At 73.5% G+C, this 16799-nt stretch carries 17 protein-coding genes; 11 read left to right on the forward strand and 6 right to left on the reverse strand.

The genetic code is table 11. The annotated features are described in order from the left end of the window. Nucleotides 1-134 precede the first annotated feature (134 nt). The 4 genes from Bra3105_RS15590 to Bra3105_RS15605 all read left to right on the forward strand — a co-directional run bounded on the left by Bra3105_RS15590 (nt 135) and on the right by Bra3105_RS15605 (nt 5328). Entirely contained in the window at nt 135-1379 is a 1245-nt protein-coding gene (locus tag Bra3105_RS15590; protein WP_228357631.1) for an acetoin utilization protein AcuC, read from the forward strand. A 36-nt stretch (nt 1380-1415) separates the two neighbouring features. Continuing rightward, entirely contained in the window at nt 1416-3305 is a 1890-nt protein-coding gene (locus tag Bra3105_RS15595) for a dynamin family protein (RefSeq protein WP_228357632.1), read from the forward strand. Further along, a complete protein-coding gene (locus Bra3105_RS15600; RefSeq protein ID WP_228357633.1) occupies nt 3302-5068 on the forward strand; it encodes a GTPase in 1767 nt (588 codons plus the stop codon). Before Bra3105_RS15595 ends, Bra3105_RS15600 begins: the two co-directional genes overlap by 4 nt. A gap of 161 nt (nt 5069-5229) precedes the next feature. Further along, complete coding sequence (locus tag Bra3105_RS15605) at nt 5230-5328, forward strand: 30S ribosomal protein bS22 (RefSeq protein WP_109274628.1); 99 nt, start codon at nt 5230-5232, stop codon at nt 5326-5328. Between the two features lie 156 nt (nt 5329-5484). Here the strand turns inward: Bra3105_RS15605 and Bra3105_RS15610 are convergent, their stop codons facing one another. Together Bra3105_RS15610 and Bra3105_RS15615 are read right to left on the reverse strand one after the other, a co-directional pair. Then, complete coding sequence (locus Bra3105_RS15610; RefSeq protein WP_228359676.1) at nt 5485-5799, reverse strand: glutaredoxin family protein; 315 nt, start codon at nt 5797-5799, stop codon at nt 5485-5487. A gap of 240 nt (nt 5800-6039) precedes the next feature. Next, nucleotides 6040-6582, reverse strand: coding sequence for a YceI family protein (locus Bra3105_RS15615; RefSeq protein ID WP_228357634.1), 543 nt, complete (start codon nt 6580-6582; stop codon nt 6040-6042). Between the two features lie 106 nt (nt 6583-6688). On the opposite strand from Bra3105_RS15615, the gene Bra3105_RS15620 reads away from it, so the two are divergent. From Bra3105_RS15620 to ccsB, 6 genes are all read left to right on the forward strand, one after another. Next, the gene (locus Bra3105_RS15620) at nt 6689-7330 is read left to right on the forward strand and encodes a MarR family winged helix-turn-helix transcriptional regulator (protein WP_228357635.1); all 642 of its coding nucleotides are present in this window, start codon (nt 6689-6691) and stop codon (nt 7328-7330) included. A 118-nt stretch (nt 7331-7448) separates the two neighbouring features. Beyond that, a complete protein-coding gene (locus tag Bra3105_RS15625; protein WP_228357636.1) occupies nt 7449-8096 on the forward strand; it encodes a histidine phosphatase family protein in 648 nt (215 codons plus the stop codon). Next, nucleotides 8093-8710: a TlpA family protein disulfide reductase gene (locus Bra3105_RS15630; protein ID WP_228357637.1), complete on the forward strand. Its 618-nt coding sequence runs from the start codon at nt 8093-8095 to the stop codon at nt 8708-8710. Before Bra3105_RS15625 ends, Bra3105_RS15630 begins: the two co-directional genes overlap by 4 nt. Continuing rightward, nucleotides 8707-9516 carry a cytochrome c biogenesis CcdA family protein gene (locus tag Bra3105_RS15635; protein WP_228357638.1) on the forward strand — a complete coding sequence of 270 codons (810 nt, stop codon included), beginning with the start codon at nt 8707-8709 and terminating at the stop codon, nt 9514-9516. Before Bra3105_RS15630 ends, Bra3105_RS15635 begins: the two co-directional genes overlap by 4 nt. Continuing rightward, a complete protein-coding gene (resB, locus tag Bra3105_RS15640) occupies nt 9516-11405 on the forward strand; it encodes a cytochrome c biogenesis protein ResB (protein WP_228357639.1) in 1890 nt (629 codons plus the stop codon). Before Bra3105_RS15635 ends, resB begins: the two co-directional genes overlap by 1 nt. Beyond that, nucleotides 11402-12523: a c-type cytochrome biogenesis protein CcsB gene (gene ccsB, locus Bra3105_RS15645; protein ID WP_228357640.1), complete on the forward strand. Its 1122-nt coding sequence runs from the start codon at nt 11402-11404 to the stop codon at nt 12521-12523. The genes resB and ccsB overlap by 4 nt, the downstream gene beginning before the upstream one ends. A gap of 163 nt (nt 12524-12686) precedes the next feature. Here ccsB and Bra3105_RS15650 read toward each other — a convergent pair whose 3' ends face one another. Both Bra3105_RS15650 and Bra3105_RS15655 read right to left on the reverse strand, forming a co-directional pair. Next, complete coding sequence (locus tag Bra3105_RS15650) at nt 12687-13184, reverse strand: PLD nuclease N-terminal domain-containing protein (RefSeq protein ID WP_228357641.1); 498 nt, start codon at nt 13182-13184, stop codon at nt 12687-12689. A 57-nt stretch (nt 13185-13241) separates the two neighbouring features. Further along, complete coding sequence (locus Bra3105_RS15655) at nt 13242-13973, reverse strand: GTP pyrophosphokinase (protein WP_228357642.1); 732 nt, start codon at nt 13971-13973, stop codon at nt 13242-13244. Between the two features lie 126 nt (nt 13974-14099). Here Bra3105_RS15655 and Bra3105_RS15660 point away from each other — a divergent pair, with 126 nt between their 5' ends. After that, on the forward strand, nt 14100-14378 hold the full coding sequence (locus tag Bra3105_RS15660) for a DUF4229 domain-containing protein (RefSeq protein ID WP_200501905.1): 279 nt from the start codon (nt 14100-14102) through the stop codon (nt 14376-14378). A 32-nt stretch (nt 14379-14410) separates the two neighbouring features. On the opposite strand, the gene Bra3105_RS15665 is transcribed toward Bra3105_RS15660, so the two are convergent. Next, nucleotides 14411-15292 (reverse strand): 1,4-dihydroxy-2-naphthoate polyprenyltransferase, encoded by an 882-nt coding sequence (locus tag Bra3105_RS15665; protein ID WP_228357643.1) that lies wholly within the window; start codon nt 15290-15292, stop codon nt 14411-14413. A 154-nt stretch (nt 15293-15446) separates the two neighbouring features. Next, entirely contained in the window at nt 15447-16799 is a 1353-nt protein-coding gene (locus Bra3105_RS15670; RefSeq protein ID WP_228357644.1) for an AMP-binding protein, read from the reverse strand.

A 16799-nucleotide genomic window follows, 5' to 3' on the forward strand; every position in this document is an offset into this window, starting at 1 on the left:
CGTATGCGCTGTCCGACCAGCGGCGCCGGGGGCCCGCGGGCCCCCGTAACCGCCCGCCGCGCAGGCGCTGATCCGTCGCGCAGTCTACGTCGGCGATGCGCTCGTCCGGCCCTGCACTGGGTACGCTCGCACGCATGGTCTCCGCCCCCCATGGCTCCTCCGCTGCCGGTGTCGTCTGGGACGACTCCCTCCTCGCCTACGACTTCGGCCCCTACCACCCGATGTCGCCCGTCCGCCTCGAGCTGACCAGGCTGCTCGCCGAGACCAGCGGACTGCTCGCGCGCCCCGGGGTGCGGATCCTGCCCGCGCCCGTCGCGGACGACGCGGAGCTGCTGCGCGTGCACACCCCGGAGTTCCTGGCCGCCGTGCGCCGCGCCTCGGAGCCCGGGGCGGGGAAGGACGGCGGGGACGACGCGCTCATCGCCTTCGGCATCGGGGGCGACGACGTCCCCGCCTTCGAGGGCATGCACACCGCGAGCGCCCGCATCGTCGGCGGATCGATCGCCGCGGTCGACGCGATCCGCGCCGGCGAGGTGGACCGTGCCGTGAACTTCGCCGGCGGCATGCACCATGCGCGCGCCTCGCAGGCCGCCGGGTTCTGCGTGTACAACGACGCGGCGATCGCGATCGCCCACGCCCTGGACGCGGGGGAGGAGCGCATCCTCTACGTCGACCTCGACGTCCACCACGGCGACGGCGTCGAGCGCGCGCTCTGGGACGAGCCGCGCGCCGTCACCCTCTCGATCCACGAGAGCGGCGAGCACCTCTACCCGGGCACCGGCTTCGTCCAGGACACCGGCGGCGCGGGCGCCCTGGGCAGCGCGATCAACGTCCCGCTCCCGCCGCGCACCGACGCGGACGGCTGGGTGCGCGCGATCGGCGCGACCGTGCCCGCCCTCGCCCGCGCTGTCCGCCCGACGCTCCTGGTCACCCAGCACGGCGCCGACAGCCACCGCAAGGACCCGCTCGCCGACGTCCGCGCGACCCTCGAGGCCCAGCGGGCGGCGATGATGCTCATGCGCGAGGTGGCGGAGGAGTCCGCGGGCGGGCGCTGGCTCGCCCTCGGCGGCGGCGGGTACGCGGTCACCGACGTGGTCCCGCGCTCCTGGGCGCACCTGGTGGCCGTGGTCACCGGGGAGCCGCTCCCGGAGGAGGGCGACGTCCCCGAGGCGTACCGCCGCGCCGCCCCCGAGGTGCTGCGGGCCCACGGCCTGCTTGACCCCGATGCCCCGCCCGAGATGGGGTACGGGGAGCAGCGCCCCCTGGACGTGTGCGACTGGTCGCTGGGCTTCGATCCGGCCGACGACCTCGACCGCGCCGTCCAGGCCGCCCGTCGCTCCGCCTTCCCCGAGTGGGGCCTGGACCCGTTCCTCGACTGAGGGACCCCGCGGCGCGGCGACTGCCAGAATGGCCGCATGACCACTCGACCCCCGTCGGACGACCCGGCGGACGAGCCGGTGGAGCCACGGCCGGACGCCACGCGGGTGCTCGACGACCTCGCCGCCGATCTCGACGGGGTCCGCCTCGGCTTCGAGGCGCCCGGCGCCGCGCAGACCCGCAGCGCGGTGACCGCCGCCTCCCGCCAGCTCGCCGACCACCTCGTCCCGCGCCTGCAATCCGTCGACGCCCCGCTGCTCGTGGTCGTCGGCGGCTCGACGGGCGCCGGCAAGTCGACACTGCTGAACGCCCTGGTCGGTCGGCCCGTCACCCGTGCCGGCGCGATCCGCCCCACGACCCGGCGGCCCGTGCTGCTGCACCATCCGGAGGACGCCCCCTGGTTCGAGGGCACGCGGATCCTGCCCGGCCTCGCCCGCGTCCGCGGGGGAGCGGGCGCCGGCGCCCCATCGGCCGGATCCGAGGACGAGCCCTCGCGCGAGCTCGAGCTGCGCCCCCTCGCCGAGATCCCTCGCGGCCTCGCCCTGCTGGATGCACCGGACATCGACTCGATCGCCGCTGGCAACCGCGAGCTCGCCCGGCAGCTGCTGCGCGCCGCCGATCTCTGGCTGTTCGTCACCACCGCCAACCGCTACGCCGACGCGGTCCCGTGGGAGGTGCTGCGCACGGCGGTCGAGGCCGACGCCACGGTCGCCGTGGTCATGAACCGCATCCCCGAGCGGCCCGGCATCGCCGAGGAGCTCGAGACCGACCTGCGCGCGATGCTGGAGGACCGCGGGCTCGAGCCCGCCCGGCTCTTCCTCGTCCCGGAGTCGTCGCTCTCGGCCGAGGGGATGCTCGACCACGCCCGCGTCGGCGAGATCGACGCCTGGCTGCACGCGCTCGCCGCGGACCAGGGCGCACGCGGCGCGATCGCCCGGCGCACCCTCGCCGGCGCCCTCGACTCCCTGGACGGGACCCTGCAGGACGTCGCCGCCGGCGTCGAGGAGCAGGGCGCGATCCGCGAGGAGCTGGCGGCGGCGGTCGACGACGCCTTCGCCGACGTCGTCGAGCGCATCGAGGCGGCCGTGGGCGACGGGTCCCTGCTGCGCGGCGAGGTCCTCGCGCGCTGGCAGGAGGTCGTGGGGACCGGCGAGATCGTCCGCTCGCTCGAGAGCCTCGTCGGGCGGGTGCGCGACCGCCTCGGACGGGCGCTGCGCGGCGAGGGCAGACCCGCCGTCGCGGCCCAGGACGCCCTCGAGACGGGGCTCGTCCACGTGGTGGTCGACGAGACCGCGCGCGGCGCCGAGCACGTCGAGCAGGCATGGCGCTCGCACCCCGCTGGACGCCCCCTCGTGGAGGGTGCGGACCTCTCCCGCATGGAGCCCGGCTACGAGCAGCAGGTGGCCCGGGCCGTGCGCGACTGGCAGGGGGACGTGCTCGAGCTCGTGCGCAGCGAGGGCGCGGATCGTCGCACGAAGGCCCGCATCCTGTCCCTCGGCGTGAACGCCGTGGGGGTCGCGCTCATGGTCGTCGTCTTCGCCTCCACGGCCTTCATCCCCACCGGCCTGGAGGTCGGCACGGGCGCCGCGACCGCGATCGTCGGCCAGAAGCTGCTCGAGACGATCTTCGGCGAGGACGCCGTGCGGAGACTGGCCCGTGTGGCCCGCGAGAGCCTCGCCGCGCGGCTCGAGGGACTCGTCGCCGAGCGCGCCGAGCCCTTCCGTGAGCGCCTGGACGCCGTGCCCGAGGGCACGGAGCCCGCAGCCCTGCGGGCCGACGCGCGCGGGGCGGCAGCGCTCGCCGCCGACATCCGGACCCGCGCCGAGCAGGCGACGGGCGGCCGGACGGTGCCTGAGACCACGACCCAGGAGCACCCGACCCAGGAGCACCCGAGTCACGAACCCACGACCGGGGAGGAACCCGCATGAGCCGGCGCACCTCCCGCACCCCGCGCGGCGCCCGCGCCGGATCCGAGGAGGCCCTCGCGACCGTGGCCGAGCGCCGGGACGCCCTCGTGCGGGCCCGCGAGGATCTCGAGGGCATCGCCCCGGCGGACGCCCTCGATGCGGCCGGGAAGATGCTCGAGCGGCTCGATGCGCGCACCGCGCTCTCGGCCGAGCACACCGTGATCGGCTTCTTCGGCGCGACCGGATCCGGCAAGTCCTCGCTCATGAACACCCTGGTGGGGGAGGAGATCTCGCCGGCGGCGGTGCGTCGGCCGACGACGCGCGACCCGCACGCCGCGGTGCTCGACCCCGCCGGGGCGGACGCCCTCCTGGACTGGCTCGAGGTCGCCGATCGCCACGGGGTGCAGGGTGGTCCGCTGCACGACGCGCTCGCGCGGGCGGCCGCGGACGGCGCCGGGCGCGCCGCCCGAGCCGGCCGTGCCGGCAGTGCCTCCGGAGCGGGACCTGCCGCGGGCATGGTGCTGCTGGACCTGCCCGACCTCGACTCCATCCAGGAGGCCCACCGCGACATCGCCGAGCGCATGACCGGCATGGTCGACGTGCTCGTGTGGGTCACGGACCCGCAGAAGTACGCCGACCGGGTGCTGCACCGCGACTTCGTCGAGCCCTTCGCCGGCCACGACGCCGTCACGCTCGTGCTGCTCAACCAGATCGACACCGTGCGCGAGGACGAGCGCGAGAGCGTGCGCGCCTCCCTCGAGCAGATCGTGCGACGGGACGGCCTCGAGCACGCGCCCGTCCTCGCGGTCTCCGCGCAGACCGGCGCAGGCCTCGCGGACGTCCGCTCCCGCTTCGCGGCCGTCGCCCAGGCGCGTGAGGCGATCGCCATGCGCCGGCGCGCCGACCTGCGGGAAGCCGCCCTGGAGCTGCGCGGGGCCGCGGATCCCTCGGGTCTGCCGGACCGCGTGTCTCCGGCCGCCGAGCGCTCGCTCGAGGACGCCCTCGGGGCCGCCGCCCGCATCGAGCCCGTGGCCGAGGCCGTGGGGAAGGCCTACCGGCATCGCGCCGACGCGCGCAGCGGCTGGCCCGTCGTGCGATGGCTCCGGCGCGTGCGCCCGGACCCGCTGGGTCGCCTCCACCTCGGGGCCGACGCATCAGGCGGCGGCCGGGGCGCAGAGGCGCGGTCCTCGCTGCCCGTGCCCGACGCGGCGACCTCGGCCCGCGCCTCCGAGGGCCTGCGCGGATTCGCCGACACCGTCAGCCACGAGGGCTCCGACCCGTGGCGCGCGGCGGTGCGCCGCTCCGCCCGCTCGCGCGAGGACGAGCTCCCGGACGCTCTTGACCAGGCCGTCGTCGGCGCGGACCTCTCGCGCCGCACCCGTGGCTGGTGGTGGCCCGTCCTCGACGTGCTGCAGTGGCTCGCGATGGCGGCCTGGGTGGTGGGTCTGGGCTGGCTCGTGCTCAATGCTGTCCTCGCGTTCTTCCAGGTCCCGGCGCCGCCGATGCCGATGATCCGCGAGCTGTGGGTGCCGATCCCCCTGCCCACGGCGCTCGTCGTGCTGGGCGTGGGGGCGGGGATCCTGCTGGCCGTGCTCGGCGGGGCGCTCGCCGCCCTCGTCTCGCGCCTCCACGCGGCTCGTGCCCGACGGCTGCTGCGCGCCCGCGTGCACGAGGTCGCGGCCGATCTCGTCGTCGGCCCCGTGCAGGACAGACTGGACGCGGCCCGCAGATCTGCGACGGATCTCGCAGAGGCGAGCGGGGACGCACCCCCTCGGCGCGTGTAGAGTGGGGCGTCGACTGTGGCACGGGCCCTGGACTCGTGGTGCTCATGCGTGGGCGCCGCATCCCGCCCCCGGGAGCGGGGAGCACCGCCTGTGGGCCGGGCCGCGTGCAGTCCGCTCTCCGTCCGAGACCGCAGGCATCCGCCTGCAGAACAGGGGTCCCCATGGGTTCCGTGATCAAGAAGCGTCGCAAGCGCATGTCGAAGAAGAAGCACCGCAAGCTGCTTCGTCGCACGCGCCACCAGCGCCGCAACAAGAAGTGATCTGCGCGCCCCCAGGGCGCGACCGCATGCGGGCCCCGCGGCCCGCGCGGTGATCACTGCACGAGGACCCCGCCGGATCTCCGGCGGGGTCCTCGTGCGTTGCGATGCGGGGCCTCTCGGTCCGCCCGGTTCGAGGGGCCTCTCGGCCCGTCGGGCTCAGCGGCCCAGGATCCTCTTCCACCAGGGCCGACGGCTGAGCGCCGAGCGCAGGGACGACGCGTCGACGCGGTAGCGGGCCCGCACGGCGCCGTCGACCACGATCACCGGCACGTGCTCGTTCCAGTCGCGCTGCAGACCGGGGTCCTCGTCGATGTCGCGCACCTCCACGACCGTCCCCGCGCGGTCGGCCTCTGCACGGACGACGGGCAGCGCCTCGTCGCACAGATGGCAGCCGGGGCGGGTGAGGTACAGCACGCGCGCATCCGGATCCGTGGTGCGCGGCGGGCGGGGGAGGTCGGCGGGGAGGCTCATCACCCGTTCAGCGTAGAGCGTCCCGCGCTGCATCGGCTCCGCGCTGCATCGGCCCGGCGCCGGCCCCGCACAGGCCGTGCGTCGGTCCCGCGCACGACGAAGGGCCGCCCACCCGGTGGTGGACGGCCCTTCAGCAGCTGTGGGCGGAGGCCCGGCGAGCCGATCACGCGATCAGTCGATCACGCGCGCGATCAGGCGATCAGGCGATCATCCGGTCAGGATGTCTCCGCGCACACGGGATCACGCAGCGGCGGGAGCGGTGAACTCGGCCTCGATGGTGATCTTGACCTCGTCGGCCACGAGCACGCCGCCGGCCTCGAGGGCGGCGTTCCAGGTGAGCCCGAAGTCCTTGCGGGAGATCTTGGTGGAGGCGGTGAAGCCCGCGCGGTACTGGCCGAAGGGGTCGGTCGCAGCGCCCTCGTAGTCGTAGTCGAGGGTGATGGACTTGGTGACGCCGCTGATGGTCAGATCGCCCACGATCTCGTCGTCGGAGACGGACGTCGAGGAGAAGGTGATCTCCGGGTTCGTCTCGGCGTCGAAGAAGTCACCGGAGCGCAGGTGGTTGTCGCGGTCCGGGTTGCCGGTCGAGATCGACGCGGTCTTCAGGGAGGCCTCGAAGCGGCTGGACTCGAGGTCGGCGCCCGCGACGAAGGAGCCCGTGACGTCCGCGAAGTGGCCGCGCACCTTGGAGATGCCCGCGTGGCGGATGGTGAAGCCGGCGTTGGTGTGGGAGGCGTCCAGCGTCCAGGTGCCCTGGGAGACGCCATCGGGGAGAGCAGTCATCGTGTGCCGTCCTTCTTTCCTTGAATGTTGCACGAACTCTGTGCTTGAAAGGTAAACTATGATGGACGTCGGGCGCAAGGCCCCAGGGGTCCGGAAGGAGCATGTGATGTCGACCACCGAGGATACGCGGGAACCGCGCGGTGCGGACGGCGAGTCGGTGAACGGCCGCGGTGCGGGCGGAGCGTCGCCCGCGAGCGGCGCACCCGTCGCCGACGGCACGAGCGCTGATCGCGAGGGCACGGAGGGCGCGGGCGGCGAGGTGGAGTGGCTGAGCCACGACGAGCAGCAGGCCTGGCGCACGTTCCTCTACGGCGTGAACCTGCTGATGGAGAACATCTCGACGGCGCTCGAGCAGGATCCGCGCTTCGATCTCTCCCTCGACGAGTACGAGATCCTCGTGCGGCTCTCCGAGGCGCCCGAGGGGCGGATCCGGATGTCGGGGCTGGCCGATCAGGTCGTGCACTCGCGCTCGCGGCTGACCCACACCGTCGCCCGCCTCGAGAAGCGCGGCATCCTCGAGCGCGTCCGCTGCTCGGGAGACGGCCGGGGCCGCGAGGCGGTGCTCACCGAGGCCGGCGCGGAGCTGCTGCGCCAGGCGGCGCCCGTGCACGTGGCCTCCGTGCGGGAGCGGCTGCTGGACGCCGTGGGCACCGAGGACCTGCTGGAACTGGGTCGGATCATGGCCCGCACCATCCCCGAGGGCGCCCCCGTGACCCTGGGCACCGTCCCATCCGACGTCAAGGATTGATTGGTACCTTGAGGCGGTTCGCCACTCGTCGCGGGCACGGCCCCGTTCTGCGCATCGTCGGCCGCCCCGAGTGTCGATCCGGCCCACACCCTCGGTTCCCGCGGAGGTCCCCGCGCCCATGAGCACGACCGTCATCCACCTGGTCCGTCACGGAGAGGTGCACAACCCCGAGAAGATCCTCTACGGGAGGCTGCCGGGGTACCGCCTGTCCGAGCGCGGCCAGAAGATGGCGCAGCTCGCCGCCGATCACCTCGCCCCGCGCGACGTGCGCGCCGTCTGGGCCTCGCCGCTGCTGCGGGCCCAGCAGACCGCCGCGCCGATCGCCGCCGTGCACGGCCTCCCCGTCGCGCAGGACGTGCGGCTCATCGAGTCCGGCAACCACTTCGAGGGCCAGCGCATGGGCCACGGCGAGGCCCGTTTCTCCGATCCGCGCAACTGGCGCTGGTTCGCCAACCCCTTCCGCCCGTCCTGGGGCGAGCCCTACCGGGACCAGGCCGCGCGCGTGATCAGCGCTGTGCAGTCGACCCGCGCCGAGGTCGAGGGCCACGAGGCCGTCCTCGTGCTGCACCAGCTGCCGATCTGGGTCACCCGGCTCTCGGCCGAGGGCAAGCCGCTCTTCCACGACCCGCGGCGCCGGCAGTGCCGTCTGTGCTCGGTGACGAGCCTGCGGTTCGTCGGCCCGCATCTCGCCGGCATCGACTACGCCGAGCCGGCCGCCGAGCTCTACATGGGCTCGGTCGACGCGACCGGGGGCAAGCTCGCATGAACGACCTCCCCAGCGCCCGCCCCGTCGGCCGGCGCGCCCTGTTCGGAGCGGCCGGGCTCGGCGCCGGCGCCCTCCTGCTCGCGGCCTGCGGCTCGGACACCTCCTCGCGCTACGGCGACAGCGGAGGCGACGGCGAGAACGGCTTCGTCTCCGGCGACGGCGTGACCACCGAGATCGACCCCGAGGACCGCACCGATCCCGTCGACTTCAGCGGCACCACCTACGAGGGCAAGGCCTTCGCGAGCGCCGACGACCTCGGTTCCGTGCTCGTCCTGAACATCTGGTACGCCTCGTGCGCGCCGTGCCGCAAGGAGGCACCGGACCTCGTCGAGATCGCCGGCGACTACGCCTCCAAGGGCGTGGAGTTCGTCGGCATCAACGTGCGTGACGAGAAGGGCCCGGCCGTCGCCTTCCAGAAGAAGTACAAGATCCCCTACCCGTCGCTGCCGGACCTGGACTCCAAGATCCTCTACGCGCTGCGCGGCCAGGTCTCGCCCAACGCCGTCCCCTCGACGCTCGTGCTCGATGCGAAGGGCAGGGTCGCGGCGCGCATCTCCGGCGCCGCGGATCCCTCGATCCTGCGGTCGATGATCGACACCGTCGTGGACGAATGAGCGCGATGGGCATCGGACAGGTCTTCTCCACGACGATCCTCTCGGGCTCCCTCTGGGTGGCGCTCGCGGTGGCCGCGGCCGCCGGGATCGTCGCCTTCGTCTCCCCGTGCGTGCTGCCCGTGGTCCCCGGCTACCTCGGGTACGTCTCGGGCCTCGCGGGCCAGGGGGCCGACGGCACCGGCCGCGGCGCGTCCGGCGGCGGGCGCGGCCGGGGACGCTCCCGGGGCGGCTCCTCCCGGATGGCGCTCGGAGCGGTGCTGTTCGTGCTCGGCTTCGCCGCCGTGTTCGTGGTGCTCGGCGGCTTCGTCGGGGCGCTCGGGCACGTCCTGCAGTCCCACGTCGTGTGGGTCAACCGGATCTCCGGCATCCTCGTGATCGCCATGGGTCTGCTGTTCCTGGGCCTGTTCCCCTCGCTGTCGGGGGAGAAGCGCCTGCACAGCCGGCCCGACGCGGGTCTCCTCGGGGCCCCGCTCATGGGGATCGTCTTCGGGTTCTCGTGGACCCCCTGCATCGGCCCGACCTACGCGGCCGTGGTCGCCCTCTCCCTGGACGGAGCGTCCCCGCTGCGCGGGGCCCTGCTCGCTCTCGCCTATTCCCTGGGTCTCGGCATTCCCTTCGTGCTGTTCGCGCTGCTCTTCCAGCGCGCGCTCGGCGCGAGCCGCGCCCTCGCCCGCCACCGTCGGACCATCTCCGTGGTCAGCGGCGCCCTGCTGATCGCGATCGGCGTGCTGCTGCTGACGGGGACCTGGACGCAGTGGATGGCGCAGCTGCAGACCCTCATCGGCGGATACGAGACGGTGGTGTGATGACCCAGGAGGACCGCAGGGCGCGCAAGGCGCAGCGCCGGGCGCAGAGCCGGGAGGCGAAGGGCGAGGACGCGAAGCCCCCGCGCTCCGAGCGGGCCCGTCGGGCGCGCGACGAGCAGAAGGACCAGATGGGCACGGCGAGCACCCGTGACCGCCGGGTCGCTCCCGAGGCCCGCGATCTGCGCCAGGCCGGGAAGTCGGGCAAGGCCGGGGCCTCGCTGCCCAAGCTCGGCGTGCGCGGGACGCTGCTGTTCCTGTGGCGCCAGCTCACGAGCATGCAGACCGCCCTCTTCCTGCTCCTGCTGCTCGCGATCGCCGCCGTGCCGGGGTCCCTGTACCCGCAGCGCAACGTGGACGCCTCGAAGACGGAGCAGTACATCTCCGAGCACGGCTCGTGGGCGAAGTTCCTGGACACCCTGGGCTTCTTCGACGTGTTCTCCTCGGTGTGGTTCTCGGCGATCTACCTGCTGCTGTTCGTCTCCCTCGTGGGCTGCGTGATCCCGCGCCTGGGCGTGCACCTGCGCCAGATCCGCTCGCGCCCCCCGCGCACGCCCTCGCGCCTGCGCCGCTTCGCCGGGTTCACGCGCGTCGAGCTCCCGGGGGCCGACGTCGAGGCCGTCACCGCCCGCGCGGCGAAGACCCTCAAGCGCTCCCGCTACCGCACCGACGTGCTCGAGGAGAAGGGCGGGGCGCGCTCGGTGACCTCCGAGCGCGGATACCTGCGCGAGACCGGCAACCTCCTCTTCCATGTGGCCCTGCTGGGCGTGCTCGTCGGCGTGGCCGCCGGCGGGCTCTTCCAGTACCGCGGCCAGATCACCGTGGTCGAGGGGGAGGGGTTCTCGAACTCCCTGGCCGAGTACGACTCCTTCGAGCAGGGCGCCTGGTACGACTCCTCGAAGCTGCCGTCGTTCCGCTTCACCCTCGACGATTTCCGCGCCGAGTACGACACCAGCTCCAATGCGCACCGCTTCGGACAGCCCAAGAAGTTCGAGGCCGACGTCACGGTCGACGACCCGGACAAGAGCGGCGAGTACTCCAAGACGCTGCGCGTGAACCAGCCGCTGCACGTCCAGGGCACCACGATGTACCTCCTGGGCAACGGCTACGCCCCCGAGGTCACCGTGAAGGACCCCGACGGGAACGTCGTCGCCGAGGGGCCGATCATCACCATCCCCTCGGGCGATACCGGGTACACCTCGCAGCTGGTCATCAAGGCGCCCGACGCCCAGCCCAAGCAGATGGCCGTCGTCGGCTTCTTCCTGCCCACGGGCGTCATCGACGAGAAGGGGCCGCACTCCGAGTTCCCGGGCCTGGTGAACCCGCAGCTCGCCCTCACCGTCTACAACGGCGACCTGGGCCTGGACGACGGCGTCCCGAAGAACGCCTACCAGGTCGACGTCAGCAGTCTCACGCCGGTGGCCGACTCGGACGGCAACCAGTCCCTGGTGAGCCTCACCCCGGGGGAGTCGCAGACGCTCGCCGACGGCTCCTCGATCTCCTTCGACGGCGTCAAGCGCTATGCCGCCTTCGACATCAAGCGCGACCCGTTCCAGGTGTTCACGCTGGTCATGGCGCTGAGCGCGGTGCTGGGCCTGGTGCTCTCGCTGTTCGTGCCGCGCCGCCGCGTGTGGGTGCGGGCAGTGCCGTCGGCCCACGGGGTGGTCCTGGAGGTGGCGGGACTGGCCCGCAGCGACGATGATCGACTCGTGGAGGACGTGCGCGCGCTCGCCGAGCGCCTCGCGGACTCCGCCTCCTCGGCGGCGGATCCGTCGCCATCCGATGACACGTCCGCTGATCCCCCGTCCTCTGATTCCCCGAGGCCCGCGCCCCAGTCCCCGGAGACCGATTCCTCGCAGTCCAAGCCCTCGCACGAAGGACCCCTCCAGTGATCGACCAGCAGCTCGCGGAGCTCTCGAACCTCCTGATCATCGTCACGATCGTCCTGTACGTCCTGGCCCTCATCGGCTTCGGCGCGGACCTCTCGGGCGTCACCCAGCGGCGCAGCGACGAGAAGCTCGAGAAGCAGAAGCGCGAGAGCGAGGGCGCCCGCGCCGAGCTCGCGACCGTCGGCGCGAGCGCCGGGGCGGCTGCGGCGGCCGGCGGGGGACCCGGCGGGTCGACCGACGCCGGGACGATTCCCGCCGGGACGGCCACGGCAGGGAAGGCCTCGGCCGCACGGGGCTCCGCCGGTGCCGCGACCTCGGGCAACGCGCTGGGCGCGCGCGGCTTCGGATACGTCATGGCCTCGATCGGCGCCGTCCTGCACATCACCGCGATGGTGCTGCGGGGCGTGGCGACCTGGCGCGTGCCGTGGGGCAACATGTACGAGTTCTCGATGACCTCGAGCGCGCTGATCGTCGCGCTGTTCGTGATCATCTCGATCCGCCGCAAGGACCTGCGTCTGCTCGGCACCCTCGTGATGCTCCCGGTGCTCGTGCTCATGCTGATCGCCCAGACGGCCTGGATCCTGCCCGCCTCCGACCTCACCCCGAGCCTGCAGAACTCCCACTGGCTGATCGTGCACATCGGCGTCGCCATCATCGCGACCGCGCTCTCGGGCCTCGGCGCGATCGTCGCCGCCCTCCAGCTGCTCTCGACCCGCACCCAGAAGGTGCGCGCCGCCCGCGAGGCGGCCGACCGCCCGCTGGGGCGCTTCTGGGGGCCGGTCTCGGCGCTCACCGAGCGCATCCCCGGCCCGGAGGCCCTCGAGGCGCTCTGCTTCCGCCTGCACTCCCTCGCCTTCGTGTGCTGGACCTTCACCCTGATCTTCGGGGCGGTCTGGGCCAACGAGGCCTGGGGCCGCTACTGGAACTGGGACCCCAAGGAGGTGTGGACCTTCGTGATCTGGGTGGTCTACGCCTGCTACCTGCACGCCCGCGCCACCCGCGGCTTCCGCGGCAACAAGGCGGCCTGGTTCGCCCTCGCCGGCTTCGCCTGCGTCATCATCAACTACACGGTCGTGAACCTCGTGATCAACGGCCTGCACTCCTACTCCGGACTCGGCTGAGCCGCCGGCGGGACCGCGACGCCGTGATCAGACGCCGCGATTCCGACGCCGCGATCCCGCCGCCCCGGCGCAGAGATGAGGCCGGCGCACCGAGAACCCTGATTCCCGGTGCGCCGGCCTCATGTCTGCGTGCCGCGCGGGCGGCTGTCCGGCCCCTTCGGGGTCAGCCGCGCCCGTCGTCCGTGGTCGGGGTGGCCGGACCTGTGCCGTCGCCGCGCCCCCGGTCGTCGTCCTCGCCGCCGCTCCCGGTGCCGTCACCGCCGTCGCTCCCGCCGCGGCGCTCGCGCTCTCGGCGCTCGCGCCGGATGTCCTCGTCGAGCTTGCGCAGGAACTCGGGGTCCTCGTCGGGCGCCAGGGGCCGGGACCCGCGCGCACCCCGACCGCTTCGGGAGCCCCACGACCCCGCCGATCCCGCGGGTCCGTCCTCTCCGTCCCGGGAGGGGCCTCCGCGCAGCGGATCGAAGGCGCTCGGGGCGCCGCTCTCGCGGTCCTTGCCGACCAGCAGCCAGGTGAGCGGCCCCACCCAGGGCAGCAGCACGATGAGCACGATCCAGGCCCACTTCGGCAGACCGCGCAGCTGCGCGTTCTCGCACTGGATGCAGTCGGCGAGAGCGAAGATCGTCAGCCCGATCGAGGCGATGGCGAGGACACCCTTCAACATCCCCCGAGTCTACGGAACCTCGCGGGCCGGCGGGCCGGGCGCTCCGCACCGTCCGTCTCAGGACGCCAGGACCCGCCGCAGCTCCGCCATCTGCTCGTCGAGCTCCCGTGTGGTCTCGGCGATCTGCGACATGCGCCGGGAGTGCACCTCGGGGACGTCGCCGTCGAACTTGTAGCGCAGGGAGTGCTCGGTGCTCGCCCAGAAGTCCATCGCGATGGTGCGCAGCTGGATCTCCACGGGGATCTCGACGGTGCGGTCGGCGAGGAACACGGGCACCTGGACGATCAGGTGCAGGGAGCGGTAGCCGTTGGGCTTGGGGTCGGCGATGTAGTCCTTGACCTGCAGGACCTCGAGGTCCTCCTGGCGGCGGATCGCGTCGCTCACGAGGTACACGTCGGCCACGTACGGGCAGGTGATCCGCAGGCCGGCGATGTCGAAGATCTGAGCGCGGATCGCATCGATGTCAGCCGGGACGCCGCGGGCGACGATCTTCTGGGTGAGCGACTCGGCGGACTTCAGACGGGTCTTCACGTGCTCGATCGGGGAGTGGTCGTGCTGGGCGTCGAACTGCTCGCGCAGGATGCCGACCTTCGTGGAGATCTCGTCGAGGCCGAACTTGTACTCCATGAGGAAGCCCCGCATGCGCTGCTGCATGCGGCGCAGCATGGTCTCGGCGTCCGCATGCTCGGCGTCGGGCCCGGCCAGGCGGCGCAGGAAGTCCAGCGCCCGGGGGTCGATCCCGTGCCCGGAGAACGAGGGGACGGCGTCGGACGCTCGCTCAGCACTCATGCGCCGGATCCTCCCACCGGTCTCTGGAGGTTCGGTGCGAGATCCCGGCACGGCATCCTCACGCGCCCTGTGTTCCGCGCCTCGGCCCGCACGGTCCGTCCAGGCGGGCGCACTACCCTGGCACCCATGCGAGACGTCCTGCTCTATACGGTGATCCGGCTGGTGGTGCTGGCCGCGGCCTGGTGGCTGATGGTGCAGATCGGCGTGGGGTTCTACCTCGCCGGGATCATCGCCGTGCTGATCGCGTTCCTGGTCTCGGTGCTCTTCCTGCGCGCCCCTCGCGAGCGGCTCGCGGGGAGGCTGCAGTCGGCCGACGAGCGCCGCCGCGAGCGCCGCGGCCCCGTCCGCGACGAGGACGCCGACGAGGAGGACGCGCTGCTCGACGAGGATGACGACGAGCGCTGAGCGGGGACGCTCCGGGGCGGCCCGGTGACGGGTCAGACCGCGAGGCCCACGAGGAGCAGCAGCGCGAAGACGAGCTCGAGCCGTCCCGCCTGGGCCAGCACCGGGATCAGCGCGCGCCCCTGGGTTCCAGCGAGCACTGTGCGCAGCGGGCCGACCGCGAGGACGGTGGCGAGCAGCACGACGAGCACCGGCGGGTGGACCACCATGACCGGCACCATCAGCACGAACGGGACGACGAGGCATGCCGTCAGCAGCATGCGCGTGCCCCGGTCGTCGAGCCGCACCGCGAGGGTGTGCTTGCCGGCGACGGCATCGGTGGGCAAGTCCCGCAGGTTGTTGGTGAGCATGATGACCACGGCGAGCAGGCCGATCGCGCAGGCGGCGAGGATCGCCACCCAGCTCACGCGGAGCGTGATCGCATAGGCGGTGCCGCCCACGGCGACCAGCCCGAAGAAGATGAACACGAACAGCTCGCCGAGTCCCAGGTAGCCGTAGGGCCGCTTCCCGCCGGTGTAGAACCAGGCCGCGGCGATGGCGGCGGCTCCCACGATCACGGTCCACCAGATGCCGGCGACCGCGATGAGGACGAGTCCGAGCAGACCGCCGAGCCCGAGCGCGAGGAACGCCGCGCGCTTCACGGTGCCGGGGGCCGCTGATCGCGAGCCGGTGAGCCGGAACGGACCCACGCGGTCGTCGTCCGTGCCCCGCACGCCGTCCGAGTAGTCGTTGGCGTAGTTCACGCCGATCTGCAGGCAGAGGGCCACGCCGAGGGCGAGCAGGACCCGCGGGATGACCACGGCGGCGTCGAATCCGGCGTCCCAGAGCGCGGCCCCGGTGCCGGCGGCGACCGGGGAGATCGCGGCGGGAAGAGTGTGGGGGCGAGCGGCCTCGACCCACTGGGAGAACGTGGCCATGATGCTCCTCGAGGCGTGGTCTGCGGTGGCAGGACCGCAGTTCACGGCCCCATCAAGGATACGTCCGTTGAGGCCGCGCCCGGCGTGTGCCCGGGGGTGGCGTGGGTCGCGCCCACGCGCCCATGCGTCAGCGCGAACCGGGCCGGAGCCGGTCTCAGCCGTGCGCGGAGGCGATGCGGGCCGCCGCGGCCCGGTCGATCTTCCCGATCCCGAGGCGCGGCAGCGCCTCGACGACGTGCACGTGCCGCGGCACGGCATGGGAGGGGACGCCCGTGGTGCGCAGCGCCGAGCGCACGAGGGCGGGCAGGTCCTCCGCCTCGGTCGGGGCGTCGTCGGCGGGGACGACGAGCGCTTCGACGCGCCGACCCCACTCGGGGTCGGGCACGCCCACGACGACCCACTCGGCGAGGAGCCCGCGCAGCATGAGGGAGCGGTCGATCGCGCGCTCCACGTCCTGCGGGACGACCTTGAGCCCGCCGGTGGTGATGACGTCGTCCGCGCGGCCCAGGATCCGCAGTCGCCCGTCGTCGATCCGGGCGAGGTCGCTGGTGACGAAGGCGCGCTCGCCGTCGGGGCCGACGACGGGGAAGTCCTCGGTCGCCGCGATCCCGTCCGCGAGCACGTAGCCGTGGGCGAGGGTGGGCGAGCGCAGCCGCAGGCGGCCCTCCTCAGCGCCCTCCTCCGAGTCCTGCTCCGCCCCGTCCTCCGTCTCCACGAGCTCGAGTCGCACGCCGGGGAGCGGCACGCCGTCGTAGACGCAGCCGCCTGCGGTCTCGGAGGACCCGTACGTGGTGCGCACGGCGATGCGCGCCCCCTTCGCGCGCGCCAGCAGGTCGGGCGGCGTGGCCGCACCGCCCACGAGCACCGCGGAGAAGCGTGCGAGCAGGGCGCGGGCCCTGGCGCCGTCGCCCGACGCCTCGCCGAGCAGCCGGGTGAGCTGGGTGGGCACGAGCGAGGTGAAGGCGGGGAGGCCCGCTTCCGCGGCCTCCGCGAGGGCCGGCTCGGCGAGGGCGACGAAGCGGGCGGCGTCGAAATGGGCGGAGAGATCCGGCAGGGGATCCGGGAGCGGGACGCGCTCGAGTCCCAGCACCTGGGCCGTGCGGTGGGCCCGGGCGATGACCTGGATGCCGGCGATGTGGGTGGGCGGCAGCAGGGGCAGCCAGTGCCCGTGGCCCGCGTGCGCGGTGCGGTCGGCATCCGTGTCCTGGGCGACGTCGCCGTCCGCGAAGAGTCGCGCGGTCGCGTCCTGCGAGGCGAGCAGCGAGCGCAGGGGATGGGCGACGGCCTTCGCGCGGCCCGTCGACCCGGAGGTCGGGACCACCAGCACGGTGTCCTCGAAACCGGCGGGCATCGTCGGCGGCGGGTCGAACGGGCCCAGCCACAGCCGTCCGCGACCGGCCATGACCTCGCCGATCGCGCGGACGTGCTCGGCGAGCGAGGCCGCGGAGCCGTCGAAGGGTGCGGGACGGATCCAGGGAGCGGATGCTGCCGGAGGGAGCTCGGCCAC

It is taken from the genome of Brachybacterium halotolerans subsp. kimchii, from assembly GCF_020792675.1.
GTDB classification, from domain to species: Bacteria; Actinomycetota; Actinomycetes; order Actinomycetales; family Dermabacteraceae; genus Brachybacterium; species Brachybacterium halotolerans.